Here is a 17352-nt window from a genome sequence, read left to right on the forward strand (position 1 = left end):
GGCCCACGTGAATTGGCGGCCGCCGCCGGCGGCTTCGCGCTAGTATGGCGCCGAATGCACAGACCACTCGCAGGCTGCGGCGTACAGGCTTCTCCGCGCATGCCGTCCCTGGCTTGTGAGTTCGTGTGTATCCGCCGCCGCAAGGCCAGCCTGCAGTATAGGTCAGGCCGGGTTGCTGCGGCGCCGGGCACGGACCGCCCGCGGCTGGCGTATCGTTCGCAGCGCCGGACGCGCCTTCGCCGGTCGTGCGGCAGCGCCCATACGCACCCTACTCGACCGGCGGCAGCGCCGACCCGTGCACCGAGTGCCGGAACGCCCTCGGCGTCAGGCTGAACTGCTCGCGGAATGCCGTTGCAAAGTTTGCCGCGCTGGAGAAGCCGACTTGCGCGGCTATGTCGACGATCTTCAACGATGTCTCGGCCAGCAGGCGCTTTGACAGGAGCAGACGGCTCTCGCGCAGGTATTCGAATACCGTCTTGCCCAGTTGCTCGCGGAACGCGCGCGACAGGCGTTTTTCATGCGTGCCGAAGCGCCGTGCGAGCGCCGCCAGGTTTGGCGTGGCGGCCAGGCTGTCGGTCAGATACCGCGCGACTGCCTGCACCAGTACCTGGTCTTCGCTGCGCGCCGAGGGCGACAGCACCGCCTCTTCCGAAGACCGGCGCGCCGCCAGCGAGAGATGGATGCAGATGCGCGCCAGCACCTCGACCGGCTCGAATGGCTTGAGGATATAGTCCACGCCACCATTGCGCAGGCCATGCAGGCGCTCCTCGATGCTGCTGGCGTCGGTCAGGAAGATGACCGGGATCTCCTTTGTCCGCGGATGCGCCTTGAGCAAGCGACAGACCGAGAACCCGTCCAGGCCAGGCAGCCGCACGTCGAGCAGGATCAGGTCGGGCGCATGCGCCTGCGCGCGGTGATAGCCCTGCGCGCCGTCAAAGGCAACGCTGACGCGATACCGGTCGCTGCGCAGCAACTCGATCAACGGGCGCAACTCGTCGGGCCGCTGATTGACGATCAGGAGATGGGCGCGGACCGCGCCGTTGGCGGCGGTATTGCCCTCCGTGCCATTGTCGCTATGCGAGACGGAACCAGACAGCGTATGCGGCTTTTTAGCAGTCATATTGAACAATAGGCGGAGATACCGGCCAGGGTCACCCCGGTCTCAAGTGCCATCGGGCGATGCGGCGGAAGATAAGCCCCCCTGCGCGCCGGCTGACTCGAGCGCTGCGCCCGGCCGATGGCGAGTACGTTGCCTGTCCAGGCAAGAGCGGGTTCACACCGCCCGGCCAGGCCGGATGCCGGAAGGATTGCTACGCGGTGGCAGTGCTGGCCTGAGCAGCGCTACCGTTTTCCTTGCCGCGCGTCCCCCATGCGCGGGACCGGGCTGCAGCGGGCCATCGGGGTTCACAGACAGTACCCGCGCCACTCCTATCGCCCCGGCCCGATAGACACTGCGGATAAACCAATGGCACCTTTTCTTCCCGTGCAAGTCCATTACCGGATCGGGACGAGATGTTAGCAGGGATGGCAAAGAAGAAAAACATAAATTCTAAAAATATCCATCCATAAATATTGACTTCAAGATCATCTCTATAAGCTCAAGCCCCATCCATCATCTATGCGCATCGCCTGGATCTCATGATTTCCTTTTCATAATTCCTGATTCCGAGGAAACGAAAAACCATTCAAGGATCCGCGCCCTGGAGTGGAGGAACCTATCCTCTCCTCCCCTTGAACCGACATGGCGATGCAGCCGAATCCCCAGAAAAATGGAGTGATCCTCGAACCGGAGCGGAGATTAAAATGCAATCCCCTCCAATCGGGGGTATCAGGTTGACGCATCGGGAAAACCGGCCCTTGCCATTTCCCGCACCGCCTCGCAAAACATGCCGATCCGGCAAAGCAAAGCACTATTTCCGTTCCCATTTATATTGTCAAAAAATGTAAATGATTCGCCGGATCAAACGTTTTCTCCTATCCAGCAAACATTTAGATGGAATCCCTCTTCTAGAATCCGACCCGAATTGCTTGCAAGAGACAATGTGCCATCGCTAAATTCAGCATTGCGTACCGCCTGGCAATCCCTGAAACCTAATTCCCGAATGAGCCAGCCGGCATGAGAGTACTTTCGATAGTAGGAACACGGCCCGAAGCCATCAAGATGGCACCGCTCGTGCAAGCGCTTCAGCGCGAACCCGGCGTGACCGGCATGCTGTGCACCAGTGGCCAGCACCGGCAGATGCTGGACCAGGTGATGTCGCTGTTCGCGCTGCAGGCGGATTACGACCTCGATATCATGGCGCCCAACCAGACGCTGAACGGCCTGTTTGGCCGCCTGGTGGCACGCTTCGACCAGGTGCTCGGCGGCGTCAAGCCCGATCACGTCCTGGTACACGGCGATACCACCACGGCAGCGGCGGCGGCCATCGCTGCCTTCCATCGCGGCATCCCCGTGGCGCATGTGGAAGCAGGCCTGCGCACCGGCGACCTGGCTTCGCCCTTCCCCGAGGAGATGAACCGCCGCGTAGTGGATGCGGTCAGCAGCATGTTGTTCGCACCCACCCCGGCCGCACGCGACAACCTGTGCAAGGAGAACCTGGCCGGCAGCATCTTCGTCACCGGCAACACGGTGATCGACGCGCTTGCCATGACCTGCCAGCGCCTGGACGGCGATGGCAGCCTGAGCGCGGCCATTGCGGCACGCCATGCGTGGCTGGACCCGCGCCGACGCCTGTTGCTGGTGACAGGCCATCGCCGCGAGAGTTTCGGCGAGGGTTTCGAGCAGATCTGCGAAGCGCTCGCTATGCTGGCGCGCCGCGCCGACGTGCAGATCGTCTATCCCGTGCATATGAACCCGCGCGTGCGTGAAACCGTCTTGCGCAAGCTCGCCGGCATCGACAACGTGCACCTGATCGATCCGCTCGAATATCTGGACTTCGTCTGGATGATGCGCAAGGCCTGCCTGATCCTGACGGATTCCGGCGGCGTGCAGGAGGAAGCGCCGCACCTGGGCAAGCCCGTACTGGTGATGCGCGAGACCACCGAGCGGCCGGAAGCGGTCGCCGCCGGCACCGTCAGGCTGGTCGGTACCGACAGCGGCCGCATCGTCGCCGAAGTCCACCGGTTGCTGGACGACGCCGCGCTCTACGCGCAATGCCGCCGCCGGGTGAATCCCTACGGCGACGGGCAAGCCTGCCAGCGGATCGTGGCAGCGCTGTGCGGCCGCCCCATCGACGACTTCCAGCCCGCTGCCGCGACGGCCTGATTGGCCCGCCCCCATCCCTAAACCTTTCGCTCCCGCTTATCGCCGCCATGGTACTGCGTCTTTGCCGCCTGCCTCGCCCTGCCCGTTTCCCGCGCAGCCTCCTTTCCGCCGCCCTTGCACTGCCGCTAGCGGCCATTGCCGGGGCGCCCGGCGATGCCATCCGCGGGCTGGAAGCCAATACCTGGCTGACGCGCACCGTGACGCTGGCCGAACTGGGATTCACCGCGCCGGTGGTAATGAACCATAGCGATTCGCGCCATGAGTTCTATCTGCCGGTGCCGCGCAACGTCCCGCTGGCGGATGCCTCGATCGCCTTCGACTCGCACTATATAAAGACGGAGGAAGGCCGCACCAGCCTGCTGCTTTCCGTCGACGGCCGCCCCGCCTTCGCGCGCCGCTTTGAAAACGGCGAGGGTGAAGCCGCCCGTGCGCTCGCCGTCGAGCGGCGCGCCCGCGAAAGCGGCTTCGTCCGGCTGGGCGTGAACTGGTCGTCCAATACCGCGCAGCGGCTATGCGAGATCGACCGCCCGCTTGGCAATGCGCTGACGATCCAGCCGTCCACCCGCCTCAGCTACCGCTACGACGGCGCCGTCCTGCCCACGCTGGAGGACGCCTGGGTCTCGCTGCCGGCCAATACCACGATCCTGTTCGCCGCCAACCGGCTTGACCGCGCCGCCTTCGATGCCGCATGGCGGATCGGCGTGGCGCTGGAAAACGGCGGCAAGCGCGCCACCATGCGTGCCTTCCCCGCACCTGGCGATATCATCGACACGCGCGAGCTGAGCGTGCCGGCGGGACTGCGGCAGGTGCCGGCATTCGCGGCGCTGGACGCCAGCGCGCAACACCGCATCGGCAGCGAGGCCGAGTTCGGCGCGCTGCTGGTGCTGGGCGCGCCCGCCGTCGCCGCCGACCTTGCCGTGGTCGACACCGCCCTGCAGGCCCGGCTCAAGACCGCGCTGGATGCGCTGGCGGCGCAATTGCAGGGCGATGCGGATGCCGCCCGGGCTTTCGCAGCCTGGCGTGCCAGCCGCGCGCCGCTGGCCGGCGCATCACTGTCGGCCAGGCAGATCCAGCTGACCATGCTGGGCGGCCGCCCCGTGATCGCGGTAGCACCGGATGCAGGCGCGCAGGCCGCCGGCATCCTGAACGGCCTGTGGCGCCGCACGCTGGACTCGCGCAAGGTGGAGGTGCGCGCCGCCATGCAGCCGGATCACGGAGAACACTCCGCCACGCCGCTGAGCAGCCTTGGCAACGCCGACAGCAGCTTCGACGTCATTGCGCACGGTGACTGGACGGCCAACTTCCCGCTTAGCGCCGCGGCCATCGACGGCCGCGCGCCCAGCGAACTGGTAGTGGACGTTGCCGCCGCGCCCGGCGCTTCCGGCAGCCCGCCGGTGGTCTCCGTGTTCTGGAACGATGTACTGCTGGCGGCTCGCCAGATTGAGGCCAACGGTCACCGCAACCGCCTGGTGGCGCAGGTGCCCGGCTATGCCCTGAACGTGCGCAACGTGTTGCGCGTCTCGTTCCAGCGCCAGCCGGTCTCGGTCGACTGCAACGAGACCCCGCAGGGCTACCCGGTCAGCGTGCTGCCCAGCAGCCACCTGCGCTCGGGCGCCACCAGGCCGGACGGCTCCTTCGTCAGCCTGCTGCCGCTGATGGCGGGCCGGCCGCAGCTGATCGTGCCGGAGGGCTATCTGCTGGATGCCGGCGCCCGCCTGGCCCAGGTGGTGCGGCTGGCGGCCGCCAGCGGCTTGTCGCCCTATGGCGCGGAGCTGGTGCTGATCGGCAAGGACCAGGCCGCCCGCCCCACCCGTCCGTTCCTGGCAATGGATGTCAGGCTGCAAGGCATAGAGCCCAAGGTGCGCGTGCCGGCCCAGGGCCATCTCCAGATCAACGGTCGCGAAATGCAGTGGCTGGACGTCGCCGGCGTCGCCGGACTCGGCGCCGCCGAAGTGATCGGCGGCAGCGGCCACGACGGCATCCTGTGGCAGGCCATGGGCGCGCCGGCAGGCAGCCCGGGGCAGCCCTTCGTGTTCAACCGGGGCAATGTCATGGTGGTCGGCGCCGACGGCCCGCGCGCCTGGCTCGACAGCGCCCAGCCGGACAGCAACCCCGCCGAGAAGCCCGGGCTTCTCGAGAGATTGCGCCGCATGGCGGCAAGCCACCTGCTGATCCTCGGCTTCGGTTCCTGCCTGGCCGCCCTGTTGCTCTTCGCCTATCTCGCCAGCCGCGCACGCCGGGCAAAGCCATAAACCATCCATGCCGCCCATGTCGTTCATGTCCTCCATGTACTGGCCCTACCTCGTCGCCGACTATTATCGCGGCCTCGAGGTCGTCACCGCCGTGGTGGCCACGCTGATCCTGCTGTCCAGCATCGACGATCTGTTCATCGATCTCTGGTACTGGCTGCGCGAGGCTTATCGGGGCCTGGTCGTGCGGCGCCGGCACAAGCCGCTATCGACCGAGCAGTTGCGCGCATGCGAGGAACAAGCCCTCGCCATCATGGTGCCGGCCTGGCTGGAGTTCGACGTTATCGCGCCGATGCTGGAAAACATGGTTTCCACGCTGGAATACCAGAACTACATGATCTTCGTCGGCACCTATTGCAACGACGCGCGCACCATCGGCGAGGTGGAGCGCATGCGCCGCCGCTACCGGCAACTGGTACGCGTGGAAGTCCCGCATGACGGGCCCACCTGCAAGGCCGACTGCCTGAACTGGATCGTGCAGGCGATCCTGCTGCACGAGCGGGACATGCCCGCGCCCTTCGCCGGCATGATCCTGCACGACAGCGAAGACGTGCTCCATCCGCTCGAGCTGAAGTACTACAACTACCTGTTGCCGCGCATCGACTTCATCCAGTTGCCGGTCGCCTCGCTCGAACGCAGCTGGTACGAACTGGTGGCCGGCACCTATATGGACGAGTTCGCCGAATGGCACACCAAGGACATGGTGGTGCGCGAGAGCCTGTCGAAGATGGTGCCCTCCGCCGGCGTCGGCACCTGCTTCTCGCGCCGCGCGCTGGTGGAGCTATCGGCGGAGACCGACAACCAGCCCTTCAACACCGACAGCCTGACCGAGGACTACGACATCGGGGCGCGGCTGTCGCGGCGGGGCATGAAGCAGATTTTCGGCAAGTTCAAGGTGGAATACGCCACGCGCCGGGTGTCGTGGTTTGGCCTGGGCAAGGAAAAGATCGGGACCATCTCCATGCCGCTGGGCGTGCGCGAGTATTTTCCAGACACTTTCCGCACCGCCTACCGGCAGAAGGCGCGCTGGCTGCTGGGCATCGGCCTGCAAGGCTGGCAGCAGGTCGGCTGGGCCGGCTCGCTGACCACCAAATACCTGCTGTACCGCGACCGCAAGGGCCTGGTGACCTCCTTTATCTCGATCCTGGCCTACCTGCTGCTGGCCAACTTCCTGCTGTTCTACCTGGCCGACGCCCTGGGCTGGTGGACCGTCCACTATCCCGCGCTGTTCCGCCCCGGGAGCTGGCTGGTCACGCTGATGTGGCTCAACACCATCGCACTGGCGCTGCGCACGCTGCAACGGGTCTATTTCGTGGGCAGCATGTACGGCTGGGAGCACGGCCTGCTGTCGGTGCCGCGCATGATGATCGGCAACTTTATCAACGCCATGGCCGCCGCGCGCGCCTGGCGGCTCTTCCTCGGCCACATGTTCTTTGGGCAGCGGCTGGTGTGGGACAAGACCATGCACGATTTTCCTTCGTCCGATCAATTGACCCAGCAGCGGCGCCGGCTGGGCGAGTTGCTGCTGTCGTGGCATGCCATCGACGAGACCAAGCTGGCGCACGCCCTGGACCTGCAGGCCGCCGCGCACCGCCCGCTCGGCAACATCCTGCTGGAGCAAGGCTGGCTGGACGAGGTCACCCTGCTCGAAGCGATCGCCTTCCAGCAAAACATGGCACCCGCCGCCGCATCGCACGGGGCCGCCGCATGAAGGCGCGTACCCGTCTTATCGTGCTGCTCTCGTCGCTGGGCGGCGCCGCCCTGCTGCCGGCGCCCGCGTTCGCCGAGCCGGCGGCCAGCGAAGCGCCGCTCAGGGGAAAAGCCTGGCAACTGGCCGACGAAGGCTACAAGGCCTATGACAAGGGCGACTACGCAAAGGCCCAGGCCAGGGCGGAAGCCGCCATCCGGCTACGTCCGAACGTAGCGCAACTGCACCTGCTGCTGGTCTACGCGCTGCAAAAGCAAGGCAAGCTGGCGCAAGCCGAACGCGCCGTGGCGGCAGCCAATGCCGCCGGGGTCGACAGCCCCGCCCTGCGCGAGGCACGCACCGCGCTGCGCGCCGGCGCCCAGGGCGGCACGGCCCCTGCCACGCAGGCCTTCCGCACCGGCTTTCCCTTTGCCACGCAAGCCTACGCCGCCTACAACGACGGCGATTACAAGGCCGCCGCCGCCGCTGCGGAGAAAGCGTTTGCTGCCGACCCGAGCCAGGGCGCATGGGCCCTCCTGTGGCAAGACGCCCTGGCCGCGCAAGGCGACGACAAGGGAGCCCTGCAGGCCATCGAACGCGCGCTGGCCGCCGGCGCCCCCAACCAGGCCGACCTGATCGCGCGCCGCCAGGGCCTGCACCGCCAGATGTCGGTCCCCTCCGCCCAGGCGGGCTACCAGGCGCTGATCGCCAATCGCCCGGCCGACGCCATCGCACCGGCCCGGCGGGCCGTCGCGCTGGCGCCCGACACGGCCAGCCACCGCCTGCTGCTGATCACCGCGCTGATGCTGGACGAACAACTCGCCGAAGCGGAAACCGCGGCCAGCGAGGCACTGCGGCAGGACAGCGACGACACCGTGGCCCTGCTGCTGCGAGCCTACCTGCGGCAGCGCCAGGGCAAGACAGCCCAGGCCGAGGCCGACTTCGACAGCGCGCTCGGGCAGGACTGGCTGGACGACGAGCAGCGGCACAATGTGCGCCTGATCGCCGCCGACGCGGCACTGGCCGCCGGCAACGGCCAGCGCGTGCAAGCGCTGCTGGCCGCGCTGGACGGCACGGACAAGGCCGTGCGCAGGCGCCTGGACGAAGCCGGCCGCGCACGCGCCCCCAGGACCGCGCTGACGCTGGCCGGCTACCCGCCCCCGGTGCAGCGCTGCCGCGACACGCCGTATGGCACGGCGTGCGAATTGCTGCCGGCGGACGCCTCCGGCGGCAGCCCCGCCGCGCTGGCCTATGCCGCCTATGGCCGGCACGACTACCAGGAAGCGATCGCGCAAGCGCGAAAGGCCCTCGAGCGCGACCCGGGCGAGCAGAGCCAGGCCCTGCTGACCACCGCGCTGGCGGCCGGCAACCGGGCGCAGGCCCGCGAAGCGGCCGCGCGGCTGGACGCCGCGCTGAACCGGCAAGCGGGCGACGCCGGCCTGCTGATGCAGCGCGCCTATGTCAACCAGCGGCTGGGCATGCCGGAGCAGGCCTTGCACGACATCCAGGCCGCCCGCGCCACCGGCAAGGCACCGCCGCTCGCAATACTGGACGAGGGCTATGCACGCGCCGGCGCGGGAGACAAGCGCGGCGCCGCGCGGACCTTGATGCAGGCCATCGACCAGGCCGATGCGGGCACGCTCGCCCTGGACGAGGAGCAGCGCTACAACACACGCGGCGCCATCGCGGGATTCTCGCGCGAGTGGGGTGGCTATGTGTCCGCGGGCTACCGTGGGGCGCGGCCGGCGTCAGCGGATTTTGGCGGCGCCGCCGTTTCCACGCCAGGCGATGCGGTCTTCGGCACCGCGGAAGTATTCTGGCGCCCGCCAATCTTTCTCAATACGTCGAACCGGACCTTCGAACTCTACGGGCGTCTGTCGAGCACCGTCTACGACAACGGCGGCAAGACCAAGGCGCAACGCCTGGCGGACCCATGCGGCGGCACGGCGGCGGCCCGCGCGGACCTGGGCGAGACCCACAGCCGCGGTATCTCCGGCGTGCCCACCACCGTGGGCGCGCTGGGGCTGCGCTTCACGCCATCGAACGAGGTTGGCCTCACCTTCGGGCTGGAGCGCCAGTTCCTGCTCGGCACCGCCACCCGCAGCGGCATGCTGGTTCCTGCCGATGCCGCCCAGCGCTGCGCGCTCAACCGGCAAAACCAGAGCGCCCGCTATGAATCCGATGCCGGTTCCGGCGGCTGGCTCACCTACGTCACGTACGGCATCTACGAAGGCAGCGGCATGCGGTTGGATGTGCCGAGCTGGTTCACGGTGGAAGGCTATGTGCAGGGCGGCTACAGCCTGCAGGATTTCGCCGCGCGCTACTCGCTGCGCGACAACGCCACCGGCAGCGAGACGGCTAGCGGATCAGGCCGCCTGCGCCGCGACCAGGCCTTCGCCTCTGGCGAAATCCGGGCCGGCCGCAGCTTTCGCCTCGACGCCATCGACGAGCGGCTGATCCTGTTCCCCTACGTGGTGCTGGGCGCCGACTGGCTATGGCAGAAGAACCGCGCCTCCGGCACGCTTGGCACGGCATCCGGCAGCACCGAACTGCAGGGCAATGGCGCCACATGGTCGGTCGGCGCCGGCCCCGGCGTCAACCTGCGCTACTGGTTCCGGCAGGACCGCTACAACGCGCCGCGCTCGTATCTGGACTGGGGTGTGCAGTACCGCGCCGGGCTCGCCGGCCACTCCAACCGCGCCAAGGGGCTGTTCATGAACCTGACGCTTTCTTACTGATGCACCGATTGCGGCGCTCCCCGCCATCGCTCCCAAAGGAATGACCTCCATGCACCTGTCCCGCGACAACCCGCTGCGCCCGGCCCGGCGCATCCGTTCCTGGCTGGGCCACAGCCTGGCAGGCGCCGCCCTTGCATGGTCGGCCGTGGCCTGCGCCGACGGATCGTCCATCATCATCGAAGGCAAGGACAACTGGCTGTTCCCGGGCTGGGGCAGCCTGACGCACGTGGATAGCGCCGGCATCGATGCCAGTGCGGCGCTGGTGGCCGAAGCGCGCAGCGCGCTGCTGGCGCGCGATATCCGGCTGGTGGTGGTGCTGGTGCCCGACAAGGCGCGCTTCTACCAGGACAAACTGCCGGACGGCAAACCCATGAGCACCGAAGTCGCCGCGCGCTACCAGACCGTGCTCGGCAAGTTGCGGCAGGCGGGCGTTGCCACCTTCGACGACGAGGCGGTGCTGCTCAAGCTCAGGAAAGAGGGGCGCGACGTCTACTACCGCACCGACCAGCACTGGACCCAGGCCGCCGCCGACGCCACCGCGCAGGCCACCGCCGGGATCGTCATGCAGCAGGCGCCGCAGCTCAAAGGCCAGCCCGGCAGCGGCATGGCGCTGGGCGCCTTGTCCAACGAGCGGCGCTACGGCGATCTGGCGGAACTGTTCCTGACCCCCGAGCGCAAGAAGGCCGTGGGGCGCGAAACGTTCACGATACGCAAGGCCACCGACAGCCAGGCCCTGCTGGACGATGCCGCGGCGCCGGTGCACGTCACCGGCCACAGCATGGTCCAGCCCTATTTCGGCTATCCGCAAACGCTTTCGAACTCGCTGGACCGCCCGGTCTCCGTCAACTGGAAGCCCGGCAACGTGGGGCCGTGGATCATGCTGCTGGAGTACCTGGAATCCCCCGGCTTTCGCCAGCAGCCGCCGCAGGTGCTGGTATGGCAACTGTTCGAGCCCGCCTTCTCGCAAGGGCCGGACGCGCGCGGCCTGTGGGACAACGCCTCGCTGATGAGCGCCGACACCTGGCGCAAGCGGCTCAAGGCTGCCCTGGAGCGCTGAGGACATGGACATCAAGCCGGATATCGAGCCATCGCACCGCCTGGGCGCGGCCGTGTGCGCAGCGTTGCTGGCGGCTGGCCTGGCCTGGGGCATCCACTCGCTATGGCAGTCCCGCGGCCGGCTCGCCGGGCTGACGCCGTCCGCCTGGCTCGACGGCTCGGCGGGCCAGGCGCTCAAGCCAGCCCTGCGCTTGCCGGCGCAAGCGCAGGTGGAGACAGGGCTGGCCGCGCTGCGCTACCGGCTGCTTGGCAGCCTCGGCAAACAGGTCGTGCAGGGATGCCCGGGCTGGCTGTTCTATCGCGACGGCCTGCAACCGCAGCCCGGCCACGCGCAAGCCTTCGCGCAGCGCCTGCGGCTGATGCGGCACTGGGTTGGCGAGTTGCGCGCTACCGGGGTGCAGGTGCTGGTGGTAGCGGTGCCCGACAAATCGCGTGTCGAGGCGGCACGGTTGTGCGGCTTGCAGGCTGCCCCTGCCATGCGGGAGCGCCTGGACGACTGGCACGCCGGCCTTGCCGCCAGCCAGGTGCCATACGTGGACCTGCGCGCCGCGCTGGATGCCCGCACGCCGGGCTATTTCCGCACCGACGTGCATATGAACGGCCATGGCGCCGCCGCCAGCGCCGAGGCGGTGGCGGCAGCGGCCCTGCACTTCCTGGGCCAGCCAGGCCAGCAGCGTTACGCCGTCGGCAGCGCGGCCCGCCCCACCGAGCGCGTGGGCGACCTGCTGGTGCTGGCCGGCCTGGAACACGCCCCCGAGCGCTGGCGCCCGCTGCCCGACCTGGTGCGGGAGCAGACCGTCAAGCCGGAGATCGCTGGCGGCCTGCTCGACGAGGTGGCACCGCCCGAGGTGTTGCTGGCCGGCAGCTCCAACGGCCGGCGCAGCCACTTCGCCGAGCGCCTGGGCATGCGGCTGGGCCGCCAGGTCTGGAACCTGAGCATGGACGGCGGCCAGTTTTCCGGCGCCCTCCAGGCCGCACTCCGCCAGCGCGCGCAATGGCCCGCCAGCCTCCGGCTGGTGATCTGGGAATTCTCGGAGATGGCATTGTCCCTGCCGCTGACCGAGGACGAGAAGACCACCCTGGCCACCCTGCCATCGCGGTAAGGAACAGGCCATAACCAACGACCATGCTCTTCAACTCCCTACTCTTCCTGCTGCTGTTCCTGCCCGTCGCGCTGCTGGTGCACTACCTGCTTGGCGCGCGCTCCCTGCGCGCCGCCGCCGCGTGGCTGTGCCTGACCTCGTTCGTCTTCTACGGCTGGTGGAACCCGCAGTTCGTGGCGCTGCTGGCCGGCTCGATCGCTTTCAACTACGTGGTGAGCCAACTGATCCTGTCTTTCAAGGGACGCACCATGCTGCAGACGCTGACGACGGCGCTCGGCGTGGCGGCGGATCTCGGCCTGCTGCTTCACTACAAGTACTTCGCCGCGCTGCTGGGCTTCCTGCATGAACTTGGCCTGAGCAGTGCCAGCCCGGCCGGCTCGGTGATCCTGCCGCTTGGCATCTCGTTCTTCACCTTCACCCAGATCGGCTACCTGCTTGACTGCCGCGCCGGCATCGTGAGCGAGCGCAGCCCGCTGAGCTATGTGCTGTTCGTGACGTTCTTTCCGCACCTGATCGCCGGCCCCATCCTGCACCACAAGGAGATGATGCCGCAGTTCGCGCAACGCGAGAACTACCGCTTCAAGGCGGAAAACCTGTCGGTGGGCGGCATGCTGTTCGTCATCGGGCTGGCCAAGAAAGTGCTGCTGGCCGATGCCATCGCACCCTATGCCGACGCGGGCTTCGCCGATCCCGGCAGCCTCCGGTTCTGGGCCGCCTGGGGCGCCAGCCTGTCATATGCGCTGCAGCTTTACTTCGATTTTTCCGGCTATTCGGACATGGCGCTCGGCCTGGCCAAGATGTTCGGCATCCGCTTCCCGCTCAACTTCAATTCGCCCTACAAGGCATCGAGCATCATCGATTTCTGGGCCCGCTGGCACATCACGCTGACCCGCTACCTGACCGCCTACCTGTACTACCCGGTGGCCATGGCGGTATCGCGCGGGCGCACCGGCCGCGGCCAGCCGGTGGGCGCGGCCGGCGTGGCCACCGTCGACGGCTTCGCCGCCATGATCGTGCTGCCGACCGCCTTCACCATGGGCCTGGCCGGCATCTGGCACGGTGCCGGCCTGCAGTACCTGGTGTTCGGCCTGCTGCATGCGGGCTACCTGTCGGTCAACCACGCCTGGCGCATCTTCGTGGCCGGCCGCAAACCCGCCGCCGCGCGCCAGACCCGGGCGGCGACACGGGTGGCCTGCGTGCTGCTGACCTTTGTCGCCGTGCTGGTGGCGCAGGTGTTCTTCCGCGCCGACGGCATGCACGATGCCGTGGCGCTGCTGGAGGGCCTGGCCGGCCTGCGCGGCTTTGAATCCATTGCCGCGCTGCCGTGGCCGGATGCCGCGCTCGCCCCGGGCGATGCCTGGCGCATGCTGGCCGGGCGCCATCTGCAGCTGTTCTATCTGCTGGCGCTGCTGGCCATTGTCTGGCTGGCGCCCAACGCCCACCAGATCCTGGGCCGCTGGTCGCCGGCGCTGGCGCGCGCGCAGCCAGGCGGCTGGTCCGTGCTGCGCTGGCGGCCCACGCCCGGCTGGGTCGCGGTCATGCTGGTTCTGCTGTTCCTGTGCCTGGCCAACCTGCACCAGGAAGCCCGCTTTCTCTATTTCCAGTTCTGATTTCCAATTTCCATTCTGAGCGCCACAGGCGCAGGAGACTATCCGATGCACACGCAATCCGCCGACAACCAAGCCATCGAAAACAAGCTCGCCAGGATCATCGAAAGCGTGATCCTTACCCGCGTCGATCCCGACACCCTGCTGATCGAGTCCGGCCTGGTCGACTCGCTCAGCGCGGTGGACCTGGCCCTGGCGGTCGAACGCGAGTTCGGCTGCAAGATCCCGCCCACCGAAATCGACGTTCACCTCGAATCGGTGCGCACGCTGGCCGCGTTCATCGCCGCGCAGGGCCATGCCTGAGCCCCGCTCGGACGCGCCATCCGGAGCTCCTCATGCGCTTTGACTTCGATACCTTCCGCTTCGCCGAACCCGACTCGGCAGGCGATGCCCTGGCCGTGGTGGACACGCACGACGGCCTGAGCTGGCACACGCTGCGCGCCCGCACCGAGGCCTGGGCCGCCGCAGCCCGCGCGGCCGGTGCCCGCCCCGACGTGCCGCTGGTGATCGTCGGCCACAAGGAAGCCGGCTTCCTGGTGGCCATGCTCGGCTGCCTGACGCTGGGCGTGCCCTTTGTGCCGGTGGACCGCATCAACCCCGCCGAGCGCGTGCGCCGCATCATCGAGATCGTCGGCGCGCCGCTGGTGTACGAGGCCGACAACGACGTCTTCCGCCCCGGCACCGCCGCCACCGTCCTGAAGGAGCGCGGCGTGGCCTACATCATGTTCACCTCGGGCAGCACCGGCGACCCCAAGGGCGTGCAGATCGGCCGCGAAAGCCTGGGCCTGTTCGCCGGCTGGATCCGCGACTGCCTGCGGCTGGACGCCGCGCCGGTGTTCATGGACCAGATGCTGTTCAGCTTCGACTTCTCGCTGTTCAACGTGGCCGGCGCGCTGGGCCTGGGCGGCACCTGCGTGCTGTGCCCGCGCGATCTGACCGCCCAGCGCGACGCCTTCACCGCCTACCTGGCGCGCCACCGCGTCACGATGTGGGCGTCGACGCCCTCGTTCGTGCGCCAGCAATTGCTCAACCCGGCCTTCGACGCCGCCACCCTGCCCGCGCTCAAGGTCTTCCTGTTCGGGGCCGAATCGCTCTCGCCGGCGCTGGCCGAGGCGCTGTGGGAGCGCTTTCCCGCCGCGCGCATCGTCAACTCCTACGGCCCGACGGAGGCGACCTGCTCCACCACCTGGGTCGAAATCGACGCCGCGCTGCGCAAGGACGCCCCCAACCCGTTCCCCATCGGCCGGGCCAAACCCTATGCGGAACTGTTCCTCGACCAGGGCGAGCTGTGCATCGCCGGCGACCACGTGATGCGCGGCTACCTCAACCGGCCCGATCTCAACCAGACCCGCCTGTTTCTCCACCAGGGCAAGCGGGCCTACCGCAGCGGCGATCTCGCGCACATCGATGCCGCCGGGCTGGTGCATTTCCGCGGGCGGGCCGACGACCAGATCAAGCTGCATGGCTACCGCATCGAACTGGCCGAAGTGGATGCCGCGCTGGCCAGCCTGGACGGCGTGCGCGCGGGCGCCGCGGTCGCGCTGCGGCGCGCGGACGGCGCGATCGTCCGCATGATCGGCTTCGTCGAACTGGAAGGCAACCATGCAGGCGACGCCACCGGGGCCGCGGCATTGGCGGACTGGAAACAGGCGCTAGGGCAAAACCTGCCGCCGTACATGATCCCATCCGAACTGGTCGCCTGCGACCGCTTCCCCACCACCAGCACCGACAAGGTCGACCGCAGGCAACTGGAGCGCCAGTACCTGCAGGCGCGCCTGAGCGGCACGAAGGAATAGCCATGCCCAAGCTCCACGCCCTGCGCACGACCCTTGCCGCCACACTGGCCTGCGCGGCCGCGGCAACCGTCTGCGCCGCGCCGCCCGCCACCGAAGGCGTGCTGGCCCAGCTCTACGCGGCGCGCCCGCCGCAAGGGTCGTCCTATGTGCGGGTGCTCAACCCGGACACAGCCACCGCTACCGTGGCCGTCGCCCAGGGCCGGCCCCAGCCCGTCGGCGGCAACGGCGCCGCCGCCACCACCTATGCCGTGGTCAAGGGCGGCCAGCCTTTCACCGTGCGCCTCGACGGCAAGGAGGCCGCCACCCTGCAGGTGCAGCCCGACACCTTCACCACGCTGCTGCTGGAGCGCACCGGCGGCAAGCTCTCGATGGTCCCGCTGGACGATGGCAGCGGCAACCAGGACGCGCTCAAGGCGGAACTGCGCTTCTACAACGCCATCCGCGACTGCGAGGGCGCGCAACTGGCGCTGGCGCCGTCGGGCACGCCCGTCTTCCAGGCCGTCAAGCCCCGCAGCGCCGTCCACCGCGCCATCAACCCGGTCAGCGCAACGGTCACCGCCGCCTGCGGTGGCGCGCGCTCCCCCGAGCTGGCGCTGCCGGCGCTGCAGCCGGGCGACCACTACAGCCTGTTCCTGACCGGCAGCGCGGCCAAGCCCGTACTGCGCGGCCAGGTCAGCCGCACCGACCCCTACAGCAGATAAGCCAGCCATGCGTCCAGTCCTCCGAGACGATCACGAACAATTCCGCGAGCAGGTGCGGCGCTTCATCGCCCACGAAATCGCCCCATGCTATGGCGGATGGGAACGCCAGGGAATCACGCCGAAGCACCTGTGGCAACGCGCGGGCAGCGCCGGCCTGCTCAACTGCGCCCTGCCCGAGCCCTTTGGCGCCGGAGGCGACTTCGGGCACGCCGCGGTGGTGATCGAGGAGCTGGCGCGCGCCAACTATCTCGGCATCGGCTTCTCCATCCACTCGGAGATGGTCGCCCCCTACCTGCACCGCTACGGCACCCCTGCCCAACAGGCACGATGGCTGCCGGCCATGGCGCGCGGCGAGTGCATTGGCGCCGTCGCCATGACCGAGCCCGATGCCGGCAGCGACCTCAAGGCGATCCGCACCCGCGCCCGCCCCGACGGCAAGGGCGGCTACCTGCTGAGCGGGCAGAAGACGTTCATCACCAACGGCGTCAACGCCGGGCTGATGATCGTGGCCGCCAGCACCAATCCGGACCTGGGCGCGCGCGGCCTCTCCCTGTTCTGCCTGGACGACGGCATGCCCGGCTTGCGCAAAGGGCCGCCCATGGCCAAGATCGGCCAGCATGCGCAAGACACCTGCGAGCTGTTCTTCGACGAGGTACAGGTCGGCGCCGACCGCTTGCTCGGCGCGGAGAACAACGGCTTCGATCTGCTGGCCCGGCAACTGGCGCCGGAGCGCCTGGCCATTGCACTGCGGGCCTGCGCCTCGCTGGAAGGCATGCTGGAAGACGCGATCGCCTACACCCGCCAGCGCAAGGCCTTCGGCCGGCGCGTGGCCGACTACCAGAACACCCGCTTCAAGCTGGCCGATGCCCACGCCCAGCTGGCCATGCTGCGCGTGTTCCTGGACCACTGCCTGGCGCTGCAGCTGCAAGACCGCCTCGACCCCGTCACGGCCGCCATCGCCAAGCTCAACGCCACCGAACTGCAAGGCCGCATGCTCGACGACCTGCTGCAGATGTATGGCGGCTACGGCTATATGGCTGAATACGGCATCGGCCGGGCCTGGGTCGATGCCCGAGCCATGCGCATCTACGGCGGCACCAGCGAAATCATGCGCGAGCTGATCGCGCGCACGATCTGAGCGGCGCACGCC

12 protein-coding genes are annotated in these 17352 nt (G+C 68.3%); 11 read left to right on the forward strand and 1 reads right to left on the reverse strand.

What is annotated here, in order from left to right:
* Positions 1-268: 268 nt before the first annotated feature.
* Entirely contained in the window at positions 269-1120 is an 852-nt protein-coding gene (locus tag AC3FOF_RS25595; RefSeq protein WP_276264988.1) for a response regulator transcription factor, read from the reverse strand.
* 996 nt (positions 1121-2116) lie between these two features.
* On the opposite strand from AC3FOF_RS25595, the gene wecB reads away from it, so the two are divergent.
* The 11 genes from wecB to AC3FOF_RS25650 are packed head-to-tail and all read left to right on the forward strand — an operon-like array spanning position 2117 to position 17340.
* Positions 2117-3265, forward strand: a complete 1149-nt coding sequence (gene wecB / locus AC3FOF_RS25600; protein WP_488728185.1) for a non-hydrolyzing UDP-N-acetylglucosamine 2-epimerase — start codon at positions 2117-2119, stop codon at positions 3263-3265.
* Positions 3266-3312: 47 nt separating this feature from the next.
* Positions 3313-5517 carry a hypothetical protein gene (locus AC3FOF_RS25605; protein ID WP_488728186.1) on the forward strand — a complete coding sequence of 735 codons (2205 nt, stop codon included), beginning with the start codon at positions 3313-3315 and terminating at the stop codon, positions 5515-5517.
* A 25-nt stretch (positions 5518-5542) separates the two neighbouring features.
* The gene (locus AC3FOF_RS25610) at positions 5543-7225 is read left to right on the forward strand and encodes a glycosyl transferase family protein (protein WP_035818041.1); all 1683 of its coding nucleotides are present in this window, start codon (positions 5543-5545) and stop codon (positions 7223-7225) included.
* Complete coding sequence (locus AC3FOF_RS25615; RefSeq protein ID WP_488728187.1) at positions 7222-9939, forward strand: NfrA family protein; 2718 nt, start codon at positions 7222-7224, stop codon at positions 9937-9939. Before AC3FOF_RS25610 ends, AC3FOF_RS25615 begins: the two co-directional genes overlap by 4 nt.
* A 49-nt stretch (positions 9940-9988) precedes the next feature.
* Positions 9989-10996, forward strand: a complete 1008-nt coding sequence (locus tag AC3FOF_RS25620; RefSeq protein ID WP_017230690.1) for an alginate O-acetyltransferase AlgX-related protein — start codon at positions 9989-9991, stop codon at positions 10994-10996.
* Positions 10997-11000: 4 nt separating this feature from the next.
* Positions 11001-12098 carry an alginate O-acetyltransferase AlgX-related protein gene (locus AC3FOF_RS25625; protein WP_488728188.1) on the forward strand — a complete coding sequence of 366 codons (1098 nt, stop codon included), beginning with the start codon at positions 11001-11003 and terminating at the stop codon, positions 12096-12098.
* Between the two features lie 23 nt (positions 12099-12121).
* Positions 12122-13708, forward strand: coding sequence for an MBOAT family O-acyltransferase (locus AC3FOF_RS25630; protein ID WP_276264992.1), 1587 nt, complete (start codon positions 12122-12124; stop codon positions 13706-13708).
* Positions 13709-13753: 45 nt separating this feature from the next.
* Positions 13754-14008, forward strand: a complete 255-nt coding sequence (locus AC3FOF_RS25635) for an acyl carrier protein (protein WP_488728189.1) — start codon at positions 13754-13756, stop codon at positions 14006-14008.
* 32 nt (positions 14009-14040) lie between these two features.
* The gene (locus AC3FOF_RS25640; RefSeq protein ID WP_488728190.1) at positions 14041-15501 is read left to right on the forward strand and encodes an AMP-binding protein; all 1461 of its coding nucleotides are present in this window, start codon (positions 14041-14043) and stop codon (positions 15499-15501) included.
* A 2-nt stretch (positions 15502-15503) separates the two neighbouring features.
* Complete coding sequence (locus AC3FOF_RS25645; RefSeq protein ID WP_488728191.1) at positions 15504-16202, forward strand: alginate O-acetyltransferase AlgF; 699 nt, start codon at positions 15504-15506, stop codon at positions 16200-16202.
* 7 nt (positions 16203-16209) lie between these two features.
* Positions 16210-17340, forward strand: coding sequence for an acyl-CoA dehydrogenase family protein (locus tag AC3FOF_RS25650; protein ID WP_488728192.1), 1131 nt, complete (start codon positions 16210-16212; stop codon positions 17338-17340).
* The last annotated feature ends 12 nt before the right edge of the window (positions 17341-17352 follow it).

It is taken from the genome of Cupriavidus sp. 96C5-1, from assembly GCF_057798855.1.

Bases quoted from the DNA above. Each gene is read 5' to 3' on its own strand.
- AC3FOF_RS25595 (WP_276264988.1), bottom strand. From the start codon at position 1,120: ATGACTGCTAAAAAGCCGCATACGCTGTCTGGTTCCGTCTCGCATAGC.
- wecB (WP_488728185.1), top strand. From the start codon at position 2,117: ATGAGAGTACTTTCGATAGTAGGAACACGGCCCGAAGCCATCAAGATG.
- AC3FOF_RS25605 (WP_488728186.1), top strand. From the start codon at position 3,313: ATGGTACTGCGTCTTTGCCGCCTGCCTCGCCCTGCCCGTTTCCCGCGC.
- AC3FOF_RS25610 (WP_035818041.1), top strand. From the start codon at position 5,543: ATGTCCTCCATGTACTGGCCCTACCTCGTCGCCGACTATTATCGCGGC.
- AC3FOF_RS25615 (WP_488728187.1), top strand. From the start codon at position 7,222: ATGAAGGCGCGTACCCGTCTTATCGTGCTGCTCTCGTCGCTGGGCGGC.
- AC3FOF_RS25620 (WP_017230690.1), top strand. From the start codon at position 9,989: ATGCACCTGTCCCGCGACAACCCGCTGCGCCCGGCCCGGCGCATCCGT.
- AC3FOF_RS25625 (WP_488728188.1), top strand. From the start codon at position 11,001: ATGGACATCAAGCCGGATATCGAGCCATCGCACCGCCTGGGCGCGGCC.
- AC3FOF_RS25630 (WP_276264992.1), top strand. From the start codon at position 12,122: ATGCTCTTCAACTCCCTACTCTTCCTGCTGCTGTTCCTGCCCGTCGCG.
- AC3FOF_RS25635 (WP_488728189.1), top strand. From the start codon at position 13,754: ATGCACACGCAATCCGCCGACAACCAAGCCATCGAAAACAAGCTCGCC.
- AC3FOF_RS25640 (WP_488728190.1), top strand. From the start codon at position 14,041: ATGCGCTTTGACTTCGATACCTTCCGCTTCGCCGAACCCGACTCGGCA.
- AC3FOF_RS25645 (WP_488728191.1), top strand. From the start codon at position 15,504: ATGCCCAAGCTCCACGCCCTGCGCACGACCCTTGCCGCCACACTGGCC.
- AC3FOF_RS25650 (WP_488728192.1), top strand. From the start codon at position 16,210: ATGCGTCCAGTCCTCCGAGACGATCACGAACAATTCCGCGAGCAGGTG.